This window comes from Kitasatospora viridis, from assembly GCF_007829815.1.
In the GTDB taxonomy this organism is placed as follows: Bacteria; Actinomycetota; Actinomycetes; order Streptomycetales; family Streptomycetaceae; genus Kitasatospora; species Kitasatospora viridis.
In genome coordinates, this window is the sequence record NZ_VIWT01000005.1 from 212,013 (window position 1) to 227,376 (window position 15,364).

A 15,364-nucleotide genomic window follows, 5' to 3' on the forward strand; every position below is an offset into this window, starting at 1 on the left:
ATGCTCTCAGCTCGCACTCTCTTCCAGGAGATCCACGCCGACGACGAGGCGTTCGGTCTGTTCTGCTCCATCGCCGCCAAGGGCGAGGACCAGGGCGGATGGGAGAACGGTCGGATCGCCCGCTTGGTCGAGGACCAGGAGCTCGCTCCGAAGATCGCCCGGCACGGCGCCGACGAGGAGAAGCACGGCCGGATCTTCAACGCGCTGCTCCGCAAGCGCGGTCTCAGCCCGCTGCCGGTGCCGGACTCGACCGACTACACGATGATCCTGGAACGCCAAGGCATCGGCCTGGCCCACTCCCGGCTGCGCCGCGACGAGCCCCTCACCGAGGCGGACGTGATCACCTACCTGGCGCACAGCCGGGTCACCGAGCAGCGCGCGGCCGAGCAGATGCAGCTGCTCTGCAAGGTGTTCGGCGACCACCCGGAGCTCGGGCGGGCGGTGCGGATGATCTCGGCGGACGAGGACAACCACCTCGCCTACTGCCACGAGGAGCTGCTCCGGCTGGCCGCCCGGGGTCACGGCCGGCGGATCCTCGACACGCTGAACGAGACGGCGAAGGCGGAGATCCGCACCTACCGGGACGTCAGCCTGGCGGTGATGGGCCAGATGGGCGCCATCCTGCGCTGGCCGACGGCGAAGCGGATGGCGCTGGCCGCCGGTATCCACGCCGTCTACCTGTACGAGCGGGCGGGCGGCTGGCGGCGGATGACCACGCTCAAGATGCCGGAGCGGCGCAACGCGTTGGGCGGGCCGGCTCAGGTGGAGGCGCTGGACTGACGTTTCGTCACCACGCGAAAGGTCGAGGTTTCGCCGTGGTGCGAAAGGGTGGGGTGTGGCCGCGGAGTGGGGGTGGGGGGCGACCTTTCGCGCTGTGGCGAAAGTGGTGACCTTTCGTGCTCCGGCGAAAGTACAGAACGGGGGTGTCGCCGCTGAGCGGGGTCGGCCACGTTTCGCGCTCCAGCGAAAGCACTGACCTTCGCCACCAGGCGAAACGTCGAGGCTTCACTTCACCTCGGACCGAATTCCCCACCTTTCGCCCACCAGCGAAACTCCCCGACCTACTCCAGCCCGCCCCGAGGTTTCGCGGCAGAGCGAAACTCACCCACGTTTCGCCCACGCCCGAAACTCGCCCACGTTTCGCCCCCACGCGAAACCACCCACGTTTCGTCCTCAAGTGAAAGCAGCGCGATGAACCCCCAGCCCGAGACTGCCCTCGCCCGGCTGGGCCGGTTCTGCTACCGGCGGCGGCGACTGGTGCTGGTCTCCTGGGTGCTGGGCCTGCTGGTGCTGCTGGTGGTCGGGTTCGGATTCAAGGCGCCGGTGGACAACGACTTCACCGGCGGCAACTCGCAGTCCGGCCAGGCACAGAGCCTGATCAAGCAGCACTTCCCGGAGCGTCAGGGCAGTTCGCTCACCCTGGCGGTCCAGGCGCCGGCCGGGCTCGCCGACCCTGCGGTGAAGCAGCGCGTGGAGGCGATGATCGGCCAGGTCGCCGCCGCCCCGCACATCACCGGCGTCCGCTCGCCGTACGACGTCCCCGGGCAGATCTCCCACGACGGCACGATCGGCTTCGCCACCACCACCTCCGACAAGAACCCGATGGACACCTCGGAGGTGAAGCACCTGATCTCGCAGGCCAAGGCGGCGAGCGGAGCCGGCGTCACCTTCGCCTTCGGTGGCGCGGACGTGGTCACCGCCGAGACCCCGTACGGCGGGGCGGCGGACGCGATCGGCGGGATCGCGGCGATGCTGGTGATCCTGATCGCGTTCGGCTCACTGCTGGCGATGGGCCTGACGATGCTGGCCGCGCTGTTCGGGATCCTCAGCGGACTGGCCCTCACCTTCCTGCTCGGGTACGCCTTCCCGGCGCCCTCGTTCAGCCCGATCGTGGCCACCCTGCTCGGGCTCGGCGTGGGCATCGACTACGCGTTGTTCATCGTCACCCGGTTCCGCGAGGGCTTGGCGGACGGCGCGGAGCCGCAGGAGGCGGTGGTGGTGGCGATCGCCCGGGCCGGCCGCTCGGTGCTGTTCGCCGGGGCCACCGTGGTGATCGCGATGCTCGGGCTCTTCGTGGTGCAGCAGAAGCTGCTCAACGCCACGGCGGTGGCAGCCGCGGTGACGGTGCTGATGACCATGGTCGCCGCCGTCACCCTGCTGCCCGCGCTGCTCGGCTTCGCGGGCCGAGGCATCGACCGGTTCAAGCTGCCCTACCTGGGCCGGACCGGTTCGCGCAGCCCGCTGGCCGAGCGCTGGGCCCGGGTGATCCAGCGGCGCCCGGTCACCGGGCTGGTCGCGGGCGCGGCGGTGATGATCCTGCTCGCGATCCCGGCGCTGTCGATGCGGCTCAGCTTCGAGGACAACAGCACCGAGCCGCACGACACCAGCGGCTACACCGCCTACCGGATCCTCACCGAGGGCTTCGGGCCGGGCTTCGACGCGCCGTTCGTGGTGGTGGCCGAGCTGCCCTCGCCCGGCGCTGCGGGTGCGATCGAGCCAGTGGTCAAGGCGGTCGCGGCGACGCCGGGGGTGGCGCAGGTGACCCCGCCGGAGCTGAGTGCGGACGGCGCGGCCGAGCTCTTCGTCGCCTACCCGACCACCTCGCACCAGGACGCGGCCACGCCGAAGCTGTTGGACCGGCTGCGCGGCCAGGTGATCCCGCCCGCCGTCGCCGGCACCGGGTTGGTGGTGCACGTCGGCGGGCCGACGGCCGGTGACGTCGACTTCGCGAGCCAGGTGAGCACCCGGCTGCCGTGGCTGATCGCGGCGGTGATCGGGCTGGCGCTGGTCCTGCTGCTGGTGCTGGTCCGCTCGGTGGTGATCGCGGTCAAGGCCGCGGTGATGACCCTGCTCTCGGTCGGCGCGGCCTTCGGCGTGCTGGTGATGATCGTCCAATGGGGTTGGCTCAACGCGCAGTTGGGCTTCCCGACCAGCGCCCCGATCACCGCCTGGGTGCCGCTGTTCATCTTCCCCATCCTGTTCGGCCTCTCCACCGACTACGAGGTCTTCCTGGTCTCCCGGATCCGGGAGGAGTACGACGCCGGGGCCGACACCCGGGAGGCCGTGGCCCGCGGTCTCGGGCGGACGGCCCGAGTGATCACGGCCGCGGCGGCGATCATGGTGACGGTCTTCCTCTCGGTGCTCGCCACGCCCGACATCGCGGTCAAGGAGTTCGGGCTCGGGCTCGCGGTGGCGGTCTTCCTGGATGCGACGCTGGTCCGGATGGTGCTGGTCCCGGCGATCATGGAGCTGCTCGGCAAGGCCAACTGGTGGCTGCCGCGGTGGCTGGACCGGATCCTGCCGCACGTCTGACTTCTCGTCCCGCCGCGTCATCTGGGCCGCCGTCCCGTCGCGTCCCGCCCCGCCCAGTCCCGCCAAGTCATCTGGGCCGCCATCCCGTCCCGTCGAGCGTGTCAGGGTTCCTTGACAGCCGACGGTCTGTCAGGGCAACCTGACACGCATGGGAGCCGAGGACACCACGGCCAAACTGGCCGGACAAGTCACGAGTCGGGACCCCGCTGTCGGACTCCAGGCCGTCGTCGCACTGCGCCGACTGCTGGAGGAGTTGGAGCGGGTGCACGTCGACAGCGCCCGGGACCAGGGATGGTCCTGGCAGAGCATCGCCAGTTCGCTGCAGGTCAGCAGGCAGTCGGTGCACGAGAAGCACGCAACCAGGCGCAAGGCCACGGGCAAGGAGGAGTAGGGGTGTTCGAGTACTTCACCGACGGCGCGCGCCGCGCCGTGGTGCTCTCACAGGACGAGGCGATCGCCCTGGGGCACGACTTCATCGGGACCGAGCACATCCTGCTCGGTCTGATCGGGGCGCAGAGCGGCACGGCCGCCGAAGTGCTGCGCGAGCAGGGCGTCGAGCTGGACCGGGCCCGCGCCGAGACGGTGCGGATCCTGGACGAGGCCGGGGTGGTCGCGGCCGGCGGGCAGCCGGCGAAGGACGCGTTGGCGGCGATCGGCATCGACGTCGCCGAGATCCAGCGCAAGGCCGACGACGCCTTCGGCCCCGGGGCGTTCCAGTACCCGCGACCGGCCTACACCCCGGACGCCAAGCGGGCGTTGGAGCAGACGCTGCGCGAGGCGAAGGCGCTGGGCCAGGAGCGGTTCGGCACCGAGCACATCCTGCTCGGGCTGCTCGCGGTCGGCGAGGGCCGGGGTCTGGAGGTGCTGACCGCACTCGAAGTGGACCGGGGCGGACTGCGCGAGGCCGTGCTGGCGCGCGTGGCGCAAGCGTAAGAGGCTGACCGTGGGCGGCTGCTGACGATACGTCAGCAGCCGCTCACGCGTTGGTGGTTGAAGTGTGCGTTCAGGTGGGGGCGAAGTGCGCGGGCCAGCCGACCGCCTCGCCCGCCGGGTGGCCGGTGAGACCGTGGCGTTCCGCCAACACGCCGGCCTGGAAGCGGCTGTCGGCGCCCAGCGAGCTGTACAGGCTCGCGATGTGCCGCCGGCAGCTGCGCAGCGAGATGCCCAGCCGGCGGGCGATCACCTCGTCCTTCAGTCCGTCGGCGAGCAGCCGCAGCACCGTGGTCCGCAGCTCGTCGGAGACGGTGCGGGCGGCCGCCGGCCCGCTGCGGAAGTCGCTGGCCTGGTGCCAGAGCGTCTCGAAGGAGTCCGCCAGGTGGGCCACCAGGGCGGGTTGGGTGACCAGCACCAGACCCGCCGGCTGCCCCCGCTCGGGCAGCACGGCCGCCTCCCCGTCGATCACCAGCAGCGGGCCGCAGCTCTCCCCGCTGGTCCGCACCTCGGCGCCGGTCCGCAGTGCCTCCCTGGCCCACTGCTGGGTGGGCGGGTGGAAGCGCGCCGGATGCTGGTGGATGATCCGCACCCGCAGGCCGGGGGCGGCGTGCGGCAGTTCGCCCAGCACCAGGGCGGCCAGCGCCGCCGCGCCCGGGTCGCCGCCCGGGAAGCTGAACGCGACCTCCCGGTGGGCCCGCAGCAGCCGGTCGCCCACCGCGGCGCGCGCCACGGCGGCGTCCGACAGCACGGCGACCTGCCCGGCCGAACCAGCCGAAGTAGCGGCACCAGCTGGACCGGCGGCCTCCGGCGGCGGGAGCACCGCCGCCTGCACGGCCGTCCAGGCCTGCTCGATCCGGTCCTGGCGGACCAGCAGCTCGGCGGCGCTGCGCTCCAGTTCCGCCTGCTCCCGGCTCAGCGCCGCCGCGGCCTCCTGCGGTCCGGTCGCCACCAGGGCGTCGTCGTGGGTGGAGCGCAGCAGACCCCGGTGGCGCAGCGCGGCGATGGCGGCGCGGCAGGAGGTCGCGCTGAGCCCGGCCTCCGCGCCGGCCCGGGGCAGGTCGGCCGTGTCGAACCGGCTCTGCCGGACCGCCCAGCCGTAGAAGGTGATGGTGTCGTGGTCGATCCCCGGGGTGGGGTCGGCGGTGACCTGGTTGTCCACCGTTGGGTACCTCGCTGGGTCTGGGCAGGGGCGGTGCCGGCGGTCGCGCCAGGGCGTGATCCGGAGGGCCCGCCCTGGCTGTGCGTGACGCCGGTCAGCTGGTGCGGGGCACCGTCGGGCTCGGCGTGTGCTTGCACGGGCTCGGCCCGGTCCAGCCCGGCGGCGGGCAGGCCGGCCAGCCCCAACTGGTGTTGGCCTGAACGGTGGTGGCCCGGCCGCCGGACGGGTGGAGGGAGCCCGCCAGGCCCACGGTCGAGCCGATCGCCGCCGCGAGCGCGAGCGCGGTGAACGCGAGGCCTACGGTTCTACGTTCCTTCATGGCATCCCTCTTGACGGCTGGTGCGGTCGTTGGTCGCGTCCGGTGATCGGGTCGTCCCCGGAGCAGTTGTTCGATAGTCGCGACGACGGGCGGATCTTGCCAGGGGGGTGTGGGGGACAGGAAGATGATGGCCGACTGTGGAGGGGTGGATGAATCAGCTCAATTCGGACACGATCCAGATGTCGGGGCAGGGGGCCCTGCTCGATCACGAAGTGCGGCTCGTCTACGAGTGGACGGTGCGGAGCCGGCGGATCGAGCCCCCCGACCCGCCGCGGATCGCCCGGGAACTCGGGCTCACCGAGGAGCGGTGCCGTCGCGCCGTCGACCAACTGGTGGCGCTCTGCCTGCTGATCCCGTGTCCGGGCGGCGAGCCGGGCAGCCTCGCGCCCGTCGGCCCCGGAGCCGCCGCGGCCCGGCTGACCGGGCAGGAGGAGGCCCGACTTCGGCTGGAGGAAGCCGAGTTGAGCCGCCGCCAGGCGGAGCTTGCCCGGCTGCGCGCCGCGGTGGCCTCGCTGGAACCGGTCTACCAGTCGCAGGGTGGAGGTGGTGACGGACTGGTCCAGGTGCTCGACGACATGCACCTGGTCCGGTCCTCCCTCGCCTCGGTGGTCGGCGCCGCCGAGGAGGAGGTGCTCGCGGTCCAGCCGGGCGGCGGGCACCCCAAGGCGGCACTCATGGAGTCGCTGCCCCGGGACCTGGGGATGCTGGAGCGCGGTGTCCGGCTGCGCAGCGTCTACCAGCACCTCACCCGGTTCGACCCGCCCACCCGCTCCTACGCGGAGCTGATCATCGGCGCCGGGGCGCAGATCCGCACCCGTGCCGAGGTGCCGTCCCAGCTGGTCGTGGTGGACCGGGCCACCGCCTTCGTGCCGGCCCGGCTCGCCAGCGGCGGCGCGCTGATGGTCCGTGAACCGTCGCTGGTGGCCTACTTCGTCCGGCTCTTCGAGCACGAGTGGAACCAGGCGATCCCGTACGACACCGCGCCGACCGCGGCCCGCACCGTCTCCCGCGAGGTCGAGGACACGATCGCCGTGCTGCTCGCCGCCGGGGAGAAGGACGACACCATCGCCCGGCGGCTCGGCATGTCGACCCGTACCTGCCGGCGCCACATCGCCGAGCTGCTCCAGCGGCTGGGGGCGCAGAGCCGCTTCCAGGCGGGCGCGTTGGCCGAGCGCGCGGGGCTGACCGTGCCGGCGGACGCGACGGCGGAGGCGACGGCGGAGGCGGTGACGGACGCGACGGCGGAGGCGGTGGACGGGGTCGCCGGGGTAGCCGGGGTAGCCGGGGTGGACGTGTCGGTGACGCTGTGAAGCCGGGCGCAGCGGGTGCATGAGCCGCTGCGCCCGGCGGTGTGCGCCGGTGACTGGTGGAGGGGGACGGTTGCCCGCCGCTGGGGGTCGGCGGGCAACCGTCACCTCCGGCCGGCCGGAGGCCGCGGGGTCAGTGCGCCGCGTCGTCCGGAACGGGGAGCTCGACGCGCAGGTGGGCCACGCTGCTCCAGTGGCTGCCGACGGTGGTGATGGTGACCAGGGCGGTGGAGTCGGTCTCGCTCTTCAGGCCCTGCAGGGCGAGGATCTGGGTCATGATCCGGTCCTTTCGGTGGTGGTTCCGGCCACCGGGCGGTGGCCGGGTGCTCCCCCGGCACTGGGCCGGGGGAAGTCGGTGGGGGTTGGGGCGTGGAGGTGCCGGGGCGTGGGGCGTGGGGTGTGGGGTGTGGGCGGTGCCGGTCGTGCACGGTCGGGGGACGCCCGGGACGACCGGCACCGCCGGTCTCAGCGGGCCGTGAGCAGGTCGGCCGGGTCGAGGTGCTCGGGGCGCGCGGCCAGGTCGGTGATGCCGGGCAGCGGCACCGGGCCGAGCACCGCCTCGTGCAGGGCGGTCAGCACGCCGGCAGCGCCGGTGGCCAGGTCCGTCGAGAGCCGCAGCGAGCGGCGCCCCGGGAACGCGAAGTGGCCCTGGTGGCTCATCACCTGCCACTCCAGCAGCCGCAGCTGACGGTCCACCGCGTCCGTGCGCCCGGTCCTGGCCAGGTGCAGCAGCAGTCCGGCCCGGCCCTCGAACAGGCCCGCCGCTGCCACCAGTTCCGGCAGGCAGGCCCGCTCGGCCGCCGTGAGCGCCTCGGCGAACCGGGCCGGCAACCGGTTAGGCAGCCGCTCCGGGCCGGTGCGCCGGGCGAGTTCGGCGATCAGGCCCGCGGTGCCGACCCCGCCGGCGGCCAGGTAGGGGAGCTTGCGGTGGTAGCGGTCCTCGACCAGGAAGAGCATCCCGTCGGTGATCTCCGCCTCGTCCAACTCCCGGCCCAGCGCCGCCTCGGCCGCCCGCAGCCAGCTCGGCTCGCCGGTGTGCGCGTGCAGCCGCAGGAAGAGCGCGGCCTGCCCGCTCCAGCCGTCCAGCAGGCCACGCAACCGCGGCGCCCGCTCCTCCCGGGCCAGCCGGTGCCCGAGCTCCAGCGCCCGGTCGGCGAACTCCGGGTGGCCGAGCGGGCCGGCCAGGTCGAGCAGCCCGATCGCCAGACCGGCCCGCCCCGAGCCGAGCCCCGGATCGGCCGGCAGTGCGGTGGTGAGCAGCCGCTCGACCAGGCCGCCGGCCGCCTCCGGCGCACCCAACCGGGCAAGCGCCCAGGCGATGCCGGTCAGCCCGTCGTACAGCCCGGGCGGCAGGTCCGGCGCCGTGTTCGCCCGGGTCACCAGCCACTCGACGTGCTCGGCGGGGACCGACCCGCCGCACGCCCGCAGCGCGTGCAGCACGCCCGCCGCGCCGTAGGACAGGCTCAGACCGCCGTGGCCCGGCCCGAACTGCTCGATGTCGCCCGGGAAGAGACGGTCCGAGCGGTCCGGGGTGGCCGTGGCCAGGATGCCCGCGGCCAGCGAGTCCAGCACCGGGCGCCAGGCCGCGGTGTCCGCCGCCGGTGCCTGCGGCCAGGCCGGCCGGGGTGCGGTTTGGTCCAACTCGGTTGCGCCCAGCGGGAGCTCGCCGCCCGTGGCCCGGCGCAGCGCGCCGGTGAGGTCGGCCTCGAAGCCCTCCGGAACCGGGTAGCGCCGGACGATCTCCCGGCCCGCCAGTTCGGCCTTGCCCGAGTCCAGCGCGAGCAGGTTGTTCACCGGCAGGAACAGATAGAGCCGCACCGCGGCGAGTGCGTACGCGTCCACCGCCGTGCCGCGCCGGGCCGCCGAGGAGACGAAGCCGGGCGCGCCCAGCGGGGGAGCGGTGGTGCCGTCGGCCGGAAAGCTGATCTCGAAGTCGACCAGCGCGCACCGCCCGTCCGGCCGGATCAGCACGTTGTTGGGGTGCAGGTCGCCGAAGACCACCCCGCGCTCGTGCAGCACCGCCAGCATGCCGCCCAACTGCTCGACCACGTCCAGCGCCCAGGCCGTGTACTCGGCCAACTCCGCCTCGTCCGGGGCCGGGTGGGCGAGCGGGCAGGTGCGGGTGAAGACGTCCTCCAGCCGCTCGCCCTCGATGTGCTCCTCGACCAGGAAGTGGTGCTCCCAGACCTGCCGGTACTCGTACAGCGTGGGCACGAAGTCCAACCCGTCTAGGGATTCGAGCACCTGACGCTCACTCAGCAAGCGCTGCACGGCGTCCCGTCCGGTGTGGTCGAGACCGGCGTGCGGGCGGGCCTCGCGCAGCACCACCTGGCGGCCGTCGCGCTGGTCGGTGGCCAGGTAGATCCCGCCGCCGTTGGAGAAGTGCAGCGCCTTGGTCACCGAGAACGGGAACTCGTCGGCCGCCTCGGCCTCCCGCTCGCGGTCGGCGGCCAGTTGGGCCGCGACCGGCTCCGGCACCGGCACCCCGTCGGGCACGGCGAAGACCGTGCCCCGGGTGTCCGGCACCAGGCCGCCGTCCGGTCCGCGCATGGCGGGCACCCGCTCGCCGTGCTCGTCGGTGCAGTACCGCTCGACGAACGAGCCGTAGCGCAGGTAGAGCGGCCCGTCCCGGTAGCGCAGGTCGCTCAGCACGTACGGGCCGCGCACGCCCTTGAGCAGCGCGGACAGTTGGTCCAGCACCTGGGCCAGCCGGGCGTCGTCCTCCGGGTAGAGGGTGATCAGCTTGCCGCTGGAACGGCGGTCCGCGTACTTGGCGTTGAGCATCAGCACGGTGCCCCGGCCGCGCAGGAACTTCCAGGTCAGCCCGTGCTCCAGGCAGTAGGCCAGGACCAGGTCGACCACCCGCTCGGCCTCCTCGGGCGTGGCCGACACGTGCACCTTCCAGCCCTGGTCGGGCAGTTGCGCGTGCGGCGGCCGCAGGTTCACCCAGGGCCCGTGCTCGTGGCGCGACCAGCCCGGCGGGAGCGGGACGGTGGCGGCGGCGAACCGGTCGTCCGCCCGCTCGGCGCGGGCCGGGTCCTCGTAGAACAGCGGGTCGGCGAGGCAGTGGCGCTCGTAGCGGTCGTCCATGATGCGCCTCTCAGTCCCCTCGGTCCGCCCAATGAGCCCGCCGGTGCGGTGCTCCCGCTGTTCGCGGGCTGCGTCCGACCTTGCCAGTCGGTGCGGGTGCGGTCGACGGGTTCGATGCGCCACCTTCCTGCCAGGCAGGTTGCGGACGGATGGGGCGGTCAGCCGCGCCGGGAGGGACGGTAGACGCAGGCGGACAGCCGGGAGTGCGCGCGCCAGCCGAGCGTCTCGTACAGGGCCCGCCCGGCGTCCGTCGCACCGAGCACGCCGAGCACCGCCCCGCGCGCGACCGCGTCGTCGGCCAGGCTGCGCATCACCAGGCCGCCCAGCCCGCGGCGCCGGTGGGCCGGCTCGGTGGACACCCGGTCCACCACCACCGCCCCGCCGAGGAGTGCCTGTTGGCCCCGGGCGGCGGGTTCGTCCCGGTGGTCGCTGACCCGCGCGTGCACGACGTCGTCGGTGGTCGCGAGCGTGGCGGTGTAGCCGGCGGGCGGCGTGGGGGAGGAGGCCACGAGGTCGGTGGCCATGAGGTGCCCGCACTCCGGGAAGTCCACCACCCAGCCCTCCGGCAGCCATTCGGCGACGAGCTCCGGGTCAGCGGGCACCTTGAGCCAGGTGTCGGGAACGGTGACCGTCGCCGCGGCGGCGCGCACGCCCTCCCGCGTCGGATCGGTGATCACGTGACGCCCCACCTGGCCCGGCGCGTTGACCTCCAGGTAGAGCCCCCAGGGGTGATCGACGGGCGCAGGGGTACGGCGCGAGACCGCCCAGCCGTTCGCCCAGGTGCGGGTGAGTTCGGGGAGCACGTGACCTCCAGGTGTAAGGCTCACTTGACGGGTGGATACCTTACTCCGTGGACGGGGTGACGGTCACTCGCTTTTCGGGCGCGATGTGTGAGTGGGCTTCAACTCGGCCAGGGCCAGCTCGTGCAGGGACTTCATGGCGCCGAGCTCGGCGGGCGAGGCCTGGGCGTTCCCGGATGCCTGATCAGTTCTCCGGTCATAGGGCCCGCTGCTCCGGCGCAGGAGCAGCGGGCCCCGTCGTGCGTGAGCCTGACGGGTCGTCAGTTATTTTCGCCGACCCTCGCCATGACGGCCCGTCGCAGCCGCTCGGCGAGGTCGGTTCGCTCGGCCTCGGTGTACGCCAGCACCCCGTTCTCGAAGGCGAGGGCGTCGAACTGCTGCCGCTCGTACGGCACACCGTGGGGCAGTCGGGCGATGTGCCAGTGCAGGTGGCTGTTGCCGCTCTGCGACCCCAGCGAGAACAGGTAGGTCCGTTCGCCGGCGAGGACGTCCTCGGCGGCCAGCGCGACCAGCCGCACCGTGCGCATGATGGCGAGGTACTCCTGCTCGGTCAGGTCGGTGACCACGTGCTCCAGGTGCCGCTTCGGGACGACCAGCAGCTTGCCCGGCAGGACGGGCCACTTGTCGAGGAAGGCCAGGTGCTGCTCGTCCTCGTAGACGATCTCGTGCGCGTAGGCCGGGTCGCCGTCGACCAGACGGCAGATGAAGCAGGGCCCGTGTTGGGCGTATTCGCTGTAGGTGGCCAGGTCCATCGGTCGGCGTTCCATGTGGGTCCCTTCAGATCGGCGTCACTTGCGGTGTTCTCCCGTCTGCGGAGGCGGCACCTCCGCCACCCGGCCTCGCATCACGTTCCCGTCGCAGCTGACTAATCGTCAAGAGCGCGCGGAAGCAGACCAGTGGCGTGTGCTACGTACACGGTGATCGCCCGTCGGTGGGGCGTCCTAGAGTGAACGGGTGATCGAAGACGTTGTGTTGCCGGCCTATGCGGTCGAGGTCGGGGTCGAGCCGTTGGGCGGGCCGGTGCGGGATTCGGTGGGAGGGTGGCCGTTCCTCGATGAGGGGCAGGGGTGGCCCGAGTGCTTCTGTGGGGAGCGGCTGGCGCTGTTCTTCCAGTTGGACGTCCCCGGGGACGTGGCGCACTTCGGTGGGGATCACCTGTTGGTGTTCCACTGCCGTGTGCACAACGAGGCCTCCGACCCGCCGTTGTCCGGCGACCGGCAGCTCGCCCCGCGGTTCTGGGACGCGCCGCAGCCGGCCTGTCCGGGACCGTTCTGGCGCATCCTGCTCCAGCGTCGTGCGACCCGGCCGGCGGAGGTCGAACCGTCCGTCCGGGCGCTGCCGTTGACGCTGCGTCCGTTCACCGATGCGCCCGACGAGAACGGGAACGGCGCCCTGGCGTTCAAGGTGGGCGGTGCGCCGTTCTGGGCGCAGGGGCCCGAGCTGTACCAGTGCGCGTGCGGTGCGGAGTTGGTGTTCCTCTGCCACGTGCGGGAGTACACGGAGTTCGCCGTTCATCCCGGCCAGCCGGAGCAGCCGTACGGGTTCGGGGACGGGTACGGGCTCTTCCTCGGCAACGAGGTGTACCTGCTGGCCTGTCCGGCTCACTGCGATCCGGCTGCCGTCTGGCCGGTGAACCAGAACTGACCCGGGTTAACCGGTGGTCCGGTGGGCGCGACGGGCGGTACTACTGGGGCCATGGGACACACCGCGGCGTTTCCGCTGCTCAGGACGGCTGACCTCGACGAGATCCTCGCGCTCGCCGGGCGGATCCTGGCGCTCTCCGAGCCGGACACGCGCGGCGGCACCGAGCTCTGGGCGCACGTGGCGACCCGGGCGGAGGTGCGGCGGTTGTTGGCGGCGGTGCCGGAGGCGGAGGTCGGAGCGGGAAGCAGGGCGGACGCGGCGACGCCGGGGGATTCGCCGCTCCCGTTCGGGCCCTACTCGCTCTTCCTGGAGCTGCCCGGCGCGGCCCGTGCCGCGAGCGCGGCGCGGGCCGCGCTCGCCGTCCACGACCGGATCGCGGTGCACTGGGACGCGTTCTGCTGGCCGGAGGTGCCGGAGCTCGGGCTGGAGCGGACCTGGAAGTACGCCCGCCTCCAGCTGAGCCTGCACCACGACGGCACGGAGCTCGACAGCCCGTGGACACCGCAGCACACGCTCTTCGTGCACGTGGGCGAGGAGGAGCGCGCCGTGTGGGTGGCCGAGCAGGTGGGCGCGGAGATCATCGGCGAGCACACGATCTGGTGAGTTGTGGGGCCAACTCCGCGCGGTGCGTAATCCCCTTGACGGCACAGGTGTGTATGGGAAGTATCAGGCCCGTGAAGATCATCGCGCTGATCAGGCGCCGTCTCGTCCTCGGGCTCTGGCCGCTGCTGCTCGGCGCGTTCGTCGCGGGCGCCTCGGGTAAGTGGTGGGGGCTGGGCGAGGCCGTGGCGCTCTACTCGTGGTGGGTGCCGGCGATGTTGCTCACGCGGATGACCGTGACGCGTCGACGTCAGTTCCGCGCATTCTTGTACTTCGCCTTCGTGTTCCTCGGGTACGCGATGTCGACGGTCTTCTTCGGCATCGTGGCCGGCATCCCGTTCCACGTGCTGACGAGGTGGCCGGTGGGGGAGGTGTGCGTGCCGCTCAGTCTCGTGCTCGGCGTCGGGCTGGTGCTCGCGATGTGGCCCGCGCAGCGCCGCTTCTACGCCGAGCAGCGGGCGCGGGCGGCCGCTGGGGCGTGAAGCGGCGCTGAACTGACGCCTGGTCGGGCGCGGGTCAGGGGATGATGACCCGTCGCCCCCGGGTGTGGCCCGCCTGGCTGTCGGCGTGCGCCGCCGCGGCCTCGGAGAGCGGGTACGACTTCGCGACCGGGATGTGCAGGTCGCCGCGGGTGATCAGGCGGGCGGCCTCGGCGAGGGCCTGTGGGACGCTGCCCGCCGTGCCGGAGAAGCGGACGCCGAGCTCCGGCGCGCCGAGGTCGGCGATCGAGACCACCCGGCCGGGATCCCCGGTCAGCTCGACGAGTTCGCGGATCACGCCCGAGCCGGCCAGGTCGAGGGCCGCGTCGACGCGGCCGAGCCGGCGCACCCGCTCGACCCAACCCTCGCCGTACGTGGTGGCGGTGGCGCCGAGGCCGCGCAGGTAGTCCTGGTTCGCGGCGCTCGCCGTGCCGATCACCGCGATGCCGCGCACCCGGGCGATCTGCAGCACGGCCGATCCGACGCCCCCGGCCGCGCCGCTGACCAGCAGCGTCTGGCCCGGCCGCACGCCGACCTGGCGGATGACGCGCAGCGCGGTCTCCACCACCGAGGGGTAGCCGGCGGCCTCCTCGAAGCTCAGCCCCTCGGGCATCCGGGCCCAGGCGGTCAGCACGGCGAACTCGGCGTAGGTGTTGCCGCCTTCGCCGAACACCCGGTCGCCGACGGCGATCCCGGTGACGCCCTCGCCCACCTGGTCCACCACTCCGGCGGCGTCCAGCCCGAGGCCGGCGGGCAGCGTGGTCGGGTGGGCGCCGATGACCTGGCCCTCCCGGATCCGCCAGTCGACGGGGTTCACGCCCGCCGCCCGCACGGCGATGCGCACGCGGCCGGGGCCTGCGTGGGGCTTCTCGGCGTCGATCAGTCGCAGCACGTCGGGTCCGCCGAACTCGGCGAAGTTCACCATCTTCATGCGGCGACCGTAACACTAACGGTTAGTGTTTCGGAACGGTTAGGAGTTCGTTCCTGGTAGCGTCAGGGCATGACTGTGGTGCCCCCCGGACGCCGTGAGCGCAAGAAGGCCGCGACCCGCCAGAAGATCGCCGACACCGCCCTGCGGCTCTTCCTGGAGCGCGGTTACGACGCGGTGGGCATCCGCGACGTGGCCGCCGAGGCCGACGTCGCCGTCACCACCGTCTTCTCGCACTTCGCCTCCAAGGAGGCCCTGGTGTTCGAGCAGGACGCGGACTTCGAGGACCGCCTCGTGCGCGCCGTCACCGACCGGGCGCCGGACGAGCCGCTGATGCCGGCGCTGCGGCGCGAGGTGCACGCCCTGGTGCGCCACTGCTCGGGGGAGGGTGCCGGGCCGGTCTGGCAGATGATCGACGAGTCGCCCGCCCTGCGCGCGTACGAGGAGTCGATGAGGCTGCGTCACGCCGAGTCGCTGGCAGCGGCCATCGCGGCCGATCCCGAGCTCTCGCGCGCGCGGAGCACCACCGCCTGCCGGGCGATCGCCGCGTTCGCGATCGACGCCTACGCGCTGGCCCGGGACGCGGCCGACCCGGCGGGCGCGGTGGACGAGGTCTTCCGGATGGTCGAGGCGGCCTGGGCGGCGTCAGGCGTCGCGGACGCGTAGCAGGGTGCCGCCCAGCAGCAGCGCGGCGGCGGACCAGAGGGCGAGGACGCCGAGGCCTGATGCGGCGTCAGCCAGAGCTCGCGTCAGGTCCGGTCCACCGCCTCGGCGCAGCTCTCCGGGAGGCCCC

General features: G+C 72.9%; 16 protein-coding genes. 9 read left to right on the forward strand and 7 right to left on the reverse strand.

Annotated elements, in window-relative coordinates; all coding sequences use genetic code 11:
* The 4 genes from FHX73_RS37595 (at position 1) to FHX73_RS37610 (ending at position 4,245) form a co-directional block, all read left to right on the forward strand.
* Positions 1-780: a ferritin-like domain-containing protein gene (locus FHX73_RS37595; RefSeq protein ID WP_145910536.1), complete on the forward strand. Its 780-nt coding sequence runs from the start codon at positions 1-3 to the stop codon at positions 778-780.
* Positions 781-1,191: 411 nt separating this feature from the next.
* Positions 1,192-3,312, forward strand: a complete 2,121-nt coding sequence (locus FHX73_RS37600) for an MMPL family transporter (RefSeq protein WP_145910537.1) — start codon at positions 1,192-1,194, stop codon at positions 3,310-3,312.
* 148 nt (positions 3,313-3,460) lie between these two features.
* Entirely contained in the window at positions 3,461-3,703 is a 243-nt protein-coding gene (locus FHX73_RS37605; protein WP_145910538.1) for a hypothetical protein, read from the forward strand.
* A 2-nt stretch (positions 3,704-3,705) separates the two neighbouring features.
* Positions 3,706-4,245 (forward strand): Clp protease N-terminal domain-containing protein, encoded by a 540-nt coding sequence (locus tag FHX73_RS37610; protein ID WP_145910539.1) that lies wholly within the window; start codon positions 3,706-3,708, stop codon positions 4,243-4,245.
* 70 nt (positions 4,246-4,315) lie between these two features.
* Here FHX73_RS37610 and FHX73_RS37615 read toward each other — a convergent pair whose 3' ends face one another.
* Both FHX73_RS37615 and FHX73_RS37620 read right to left on the reverse strand, forming a co-directional pair.
* Positions 4,316-5,404 carry a helix-turn-helix transcriptional regulator gene (locus tag FHX73_RS37615; RefSeq protein ID WP_145910540.1) on the reverse strand — a complete coding sequence of 363 codons (1,089 nt, stop codon included), beginning with the start codon at positions 5,402-5,404 and terminating at the stop codon, positions 4,316-4,318.
* A 94-nt stretch (positions 5,405-5,498) separates the two neighbouring features.
* The gene (locus FHX73_RS37620) at positions 5,499-5,723 is read right to left on the reverse strand and encodes a hypothetical protein (protein ID WP_145910541.1); all 225 of its coding nucleotides are present in this window, start codon (positions 5,721-5,723) and stop codon (positions 5,499-5,501) included.
* Between the two features lie 149 nt (positions 5,724-5,872).
* Between FHX73_RS37620 and FHX73_RS37625 the strand changes: the two genes are divergently transcribed.
* A complete protein-coding gene (locus FHX73_RS37625) occupies positions 5,873-7,033 on the forward strand; it encodes a helix-turn-helix transcriptional regulator (RefSeq protein ID WP_145910542.1) in 1,161 nt (386 codons plus the stop codon).
* 130 nt (positions 7,034-7,163) lie between these two features.
* Here FHX73_RS37625 and FHX73_RS45195 read toward each other — a convergent pair whose 3' ends face one another.
* The 4 genes from FHX73_RS45195 to FHX73_RS37640 all read right to left on the reverse strand — a co-directional run bounded on the left by FHX73_RS45195 (position 7,164) and on the right by FHX73_RS37640 (position 11,687).
* Positions 7,164-7,307, reverse strand: a complete 144-nt coding sequence (locus tag FHX73_RS45195; RefSeq protein ID WP_170305259.1) for a hypothetical protein — start codon at positions 7,305-7,307, stop codon at positions 7,164-7,166.
* 188 nt (positions 7,308-7,495) lie between these two features.
* Positions 7,496-10,120: a class III lanthionine synthetase LanKC gene (gene lanKC, locus FHX73_RS37630; RefSeq protein ID WP_145910543.1), complete on the reverse strand. Its 2,625-nt coding sequence runs from the start codon at positions 10,118-10,120 to the stop codon at positions 7,496-7,498.
* A 158-nt stretch (positions 10,121-10,278) separates the two neighbouring features.
* Complete coding sequence (locus FHX73_RS37635) at positions 10,279-10,923, reverse strand: GNAT family N-acetyltransferase (protein ID WP_145910544.1); 645 nt, start codon at positions 10,921-10,923, stop codon at positions 10,279-10,281.
* 257 nt (positions 10,924-11,180) lie between these two features.
* On the reverse strand, positions 11,181-11,687 hold the full coding sequence (locus FHX73_RS37640) for an HIT family protein (protein WP_246214129.1): 507 nt from the start codon (positions 11,685-11,687) through the stop codon (positions 11,181-11,183).
* Between the two features lie 187 nt (positions 11,688-11,874).
* Here FHX73_RS37640 and FHX73_RS37645 point away from each other — a divergent pair, with 187 nt between their 5' ends.
* The 3 genes from FHX73_RS37645 to FHX73_RS37655 all read left to right on the forward strand — a co-directional run bounded on the left by FHX73_RS37645 (position 11,875) and on the right by FHX73_RS37655 (position 13,646).
* Complete coding sequence (locus FHX73_RS37645) at positions 11,875-12,564, forward strand: hypothetical protein (RefSeq protein WP_246214130.1); 690 nt, start codon at positions 11,875-11,877, stop codon at positions 12,562-12,564.
* A gap of 51 nt (positions 12,565-12,615) precedes the next feature.
* Positions 12,616-13,167, forward strand: a complete 552-nt coding sequence (locus tag FHX73_RS37650) for a hypothetical protein (protein WP_145910545.1) — start codon at positions 12,616-12,618, stop codon at positions 13,165-13,167.
* Between the two features lie 71 nt (positions 13,168-13,238).
* Complete coding sequence (locus tag FHX73_RS37655) at positions 13,239-13,646, forward strand: hypothetical protein (RefSeq protein ID WP_145910546.1); 408 nt, start codon at positions 13,239-13,241, stop codon at positions 13,644-13,646.
* A gap of 34 nt (positions 13,647-13,680) precedes the next feature.
* Here the strand turns inward: FHX73_RS37655 and FHX73_RS37660 are convergent, their stop codons facing one another.
* Complete coding sequence (locus tag FHX73_RS37660) at positions 13,681-14,574, reverse strand: NADP-dependent oxidoreductase (protein WP_145910547.1); 894 nt, start codon at positions 14,572-14,574, stop codon at positions 13,681-13,683.
* A 69-nt stretch (positions 14,575-14,643) separates the two neighbouring features.
* Between FHX73_RS37660 and FHX73_RS37665 the strand changes: the two genes are divergently transcribed.
* The gene (locus tag FHX73_RS37665) at positions 14,644-15,237 is read left to right on the forward strand and encodes a TetR/AcrR family transcriptional regulator (protein WP_145910548.1); all 594 of its coding nucleotides are present in this window, start codon (positions 14,644-14,646) and stop codon (positions 15,235-15,237) included.
* Positions 15,238-15,364: the final 127 nt, after the last annotated feature.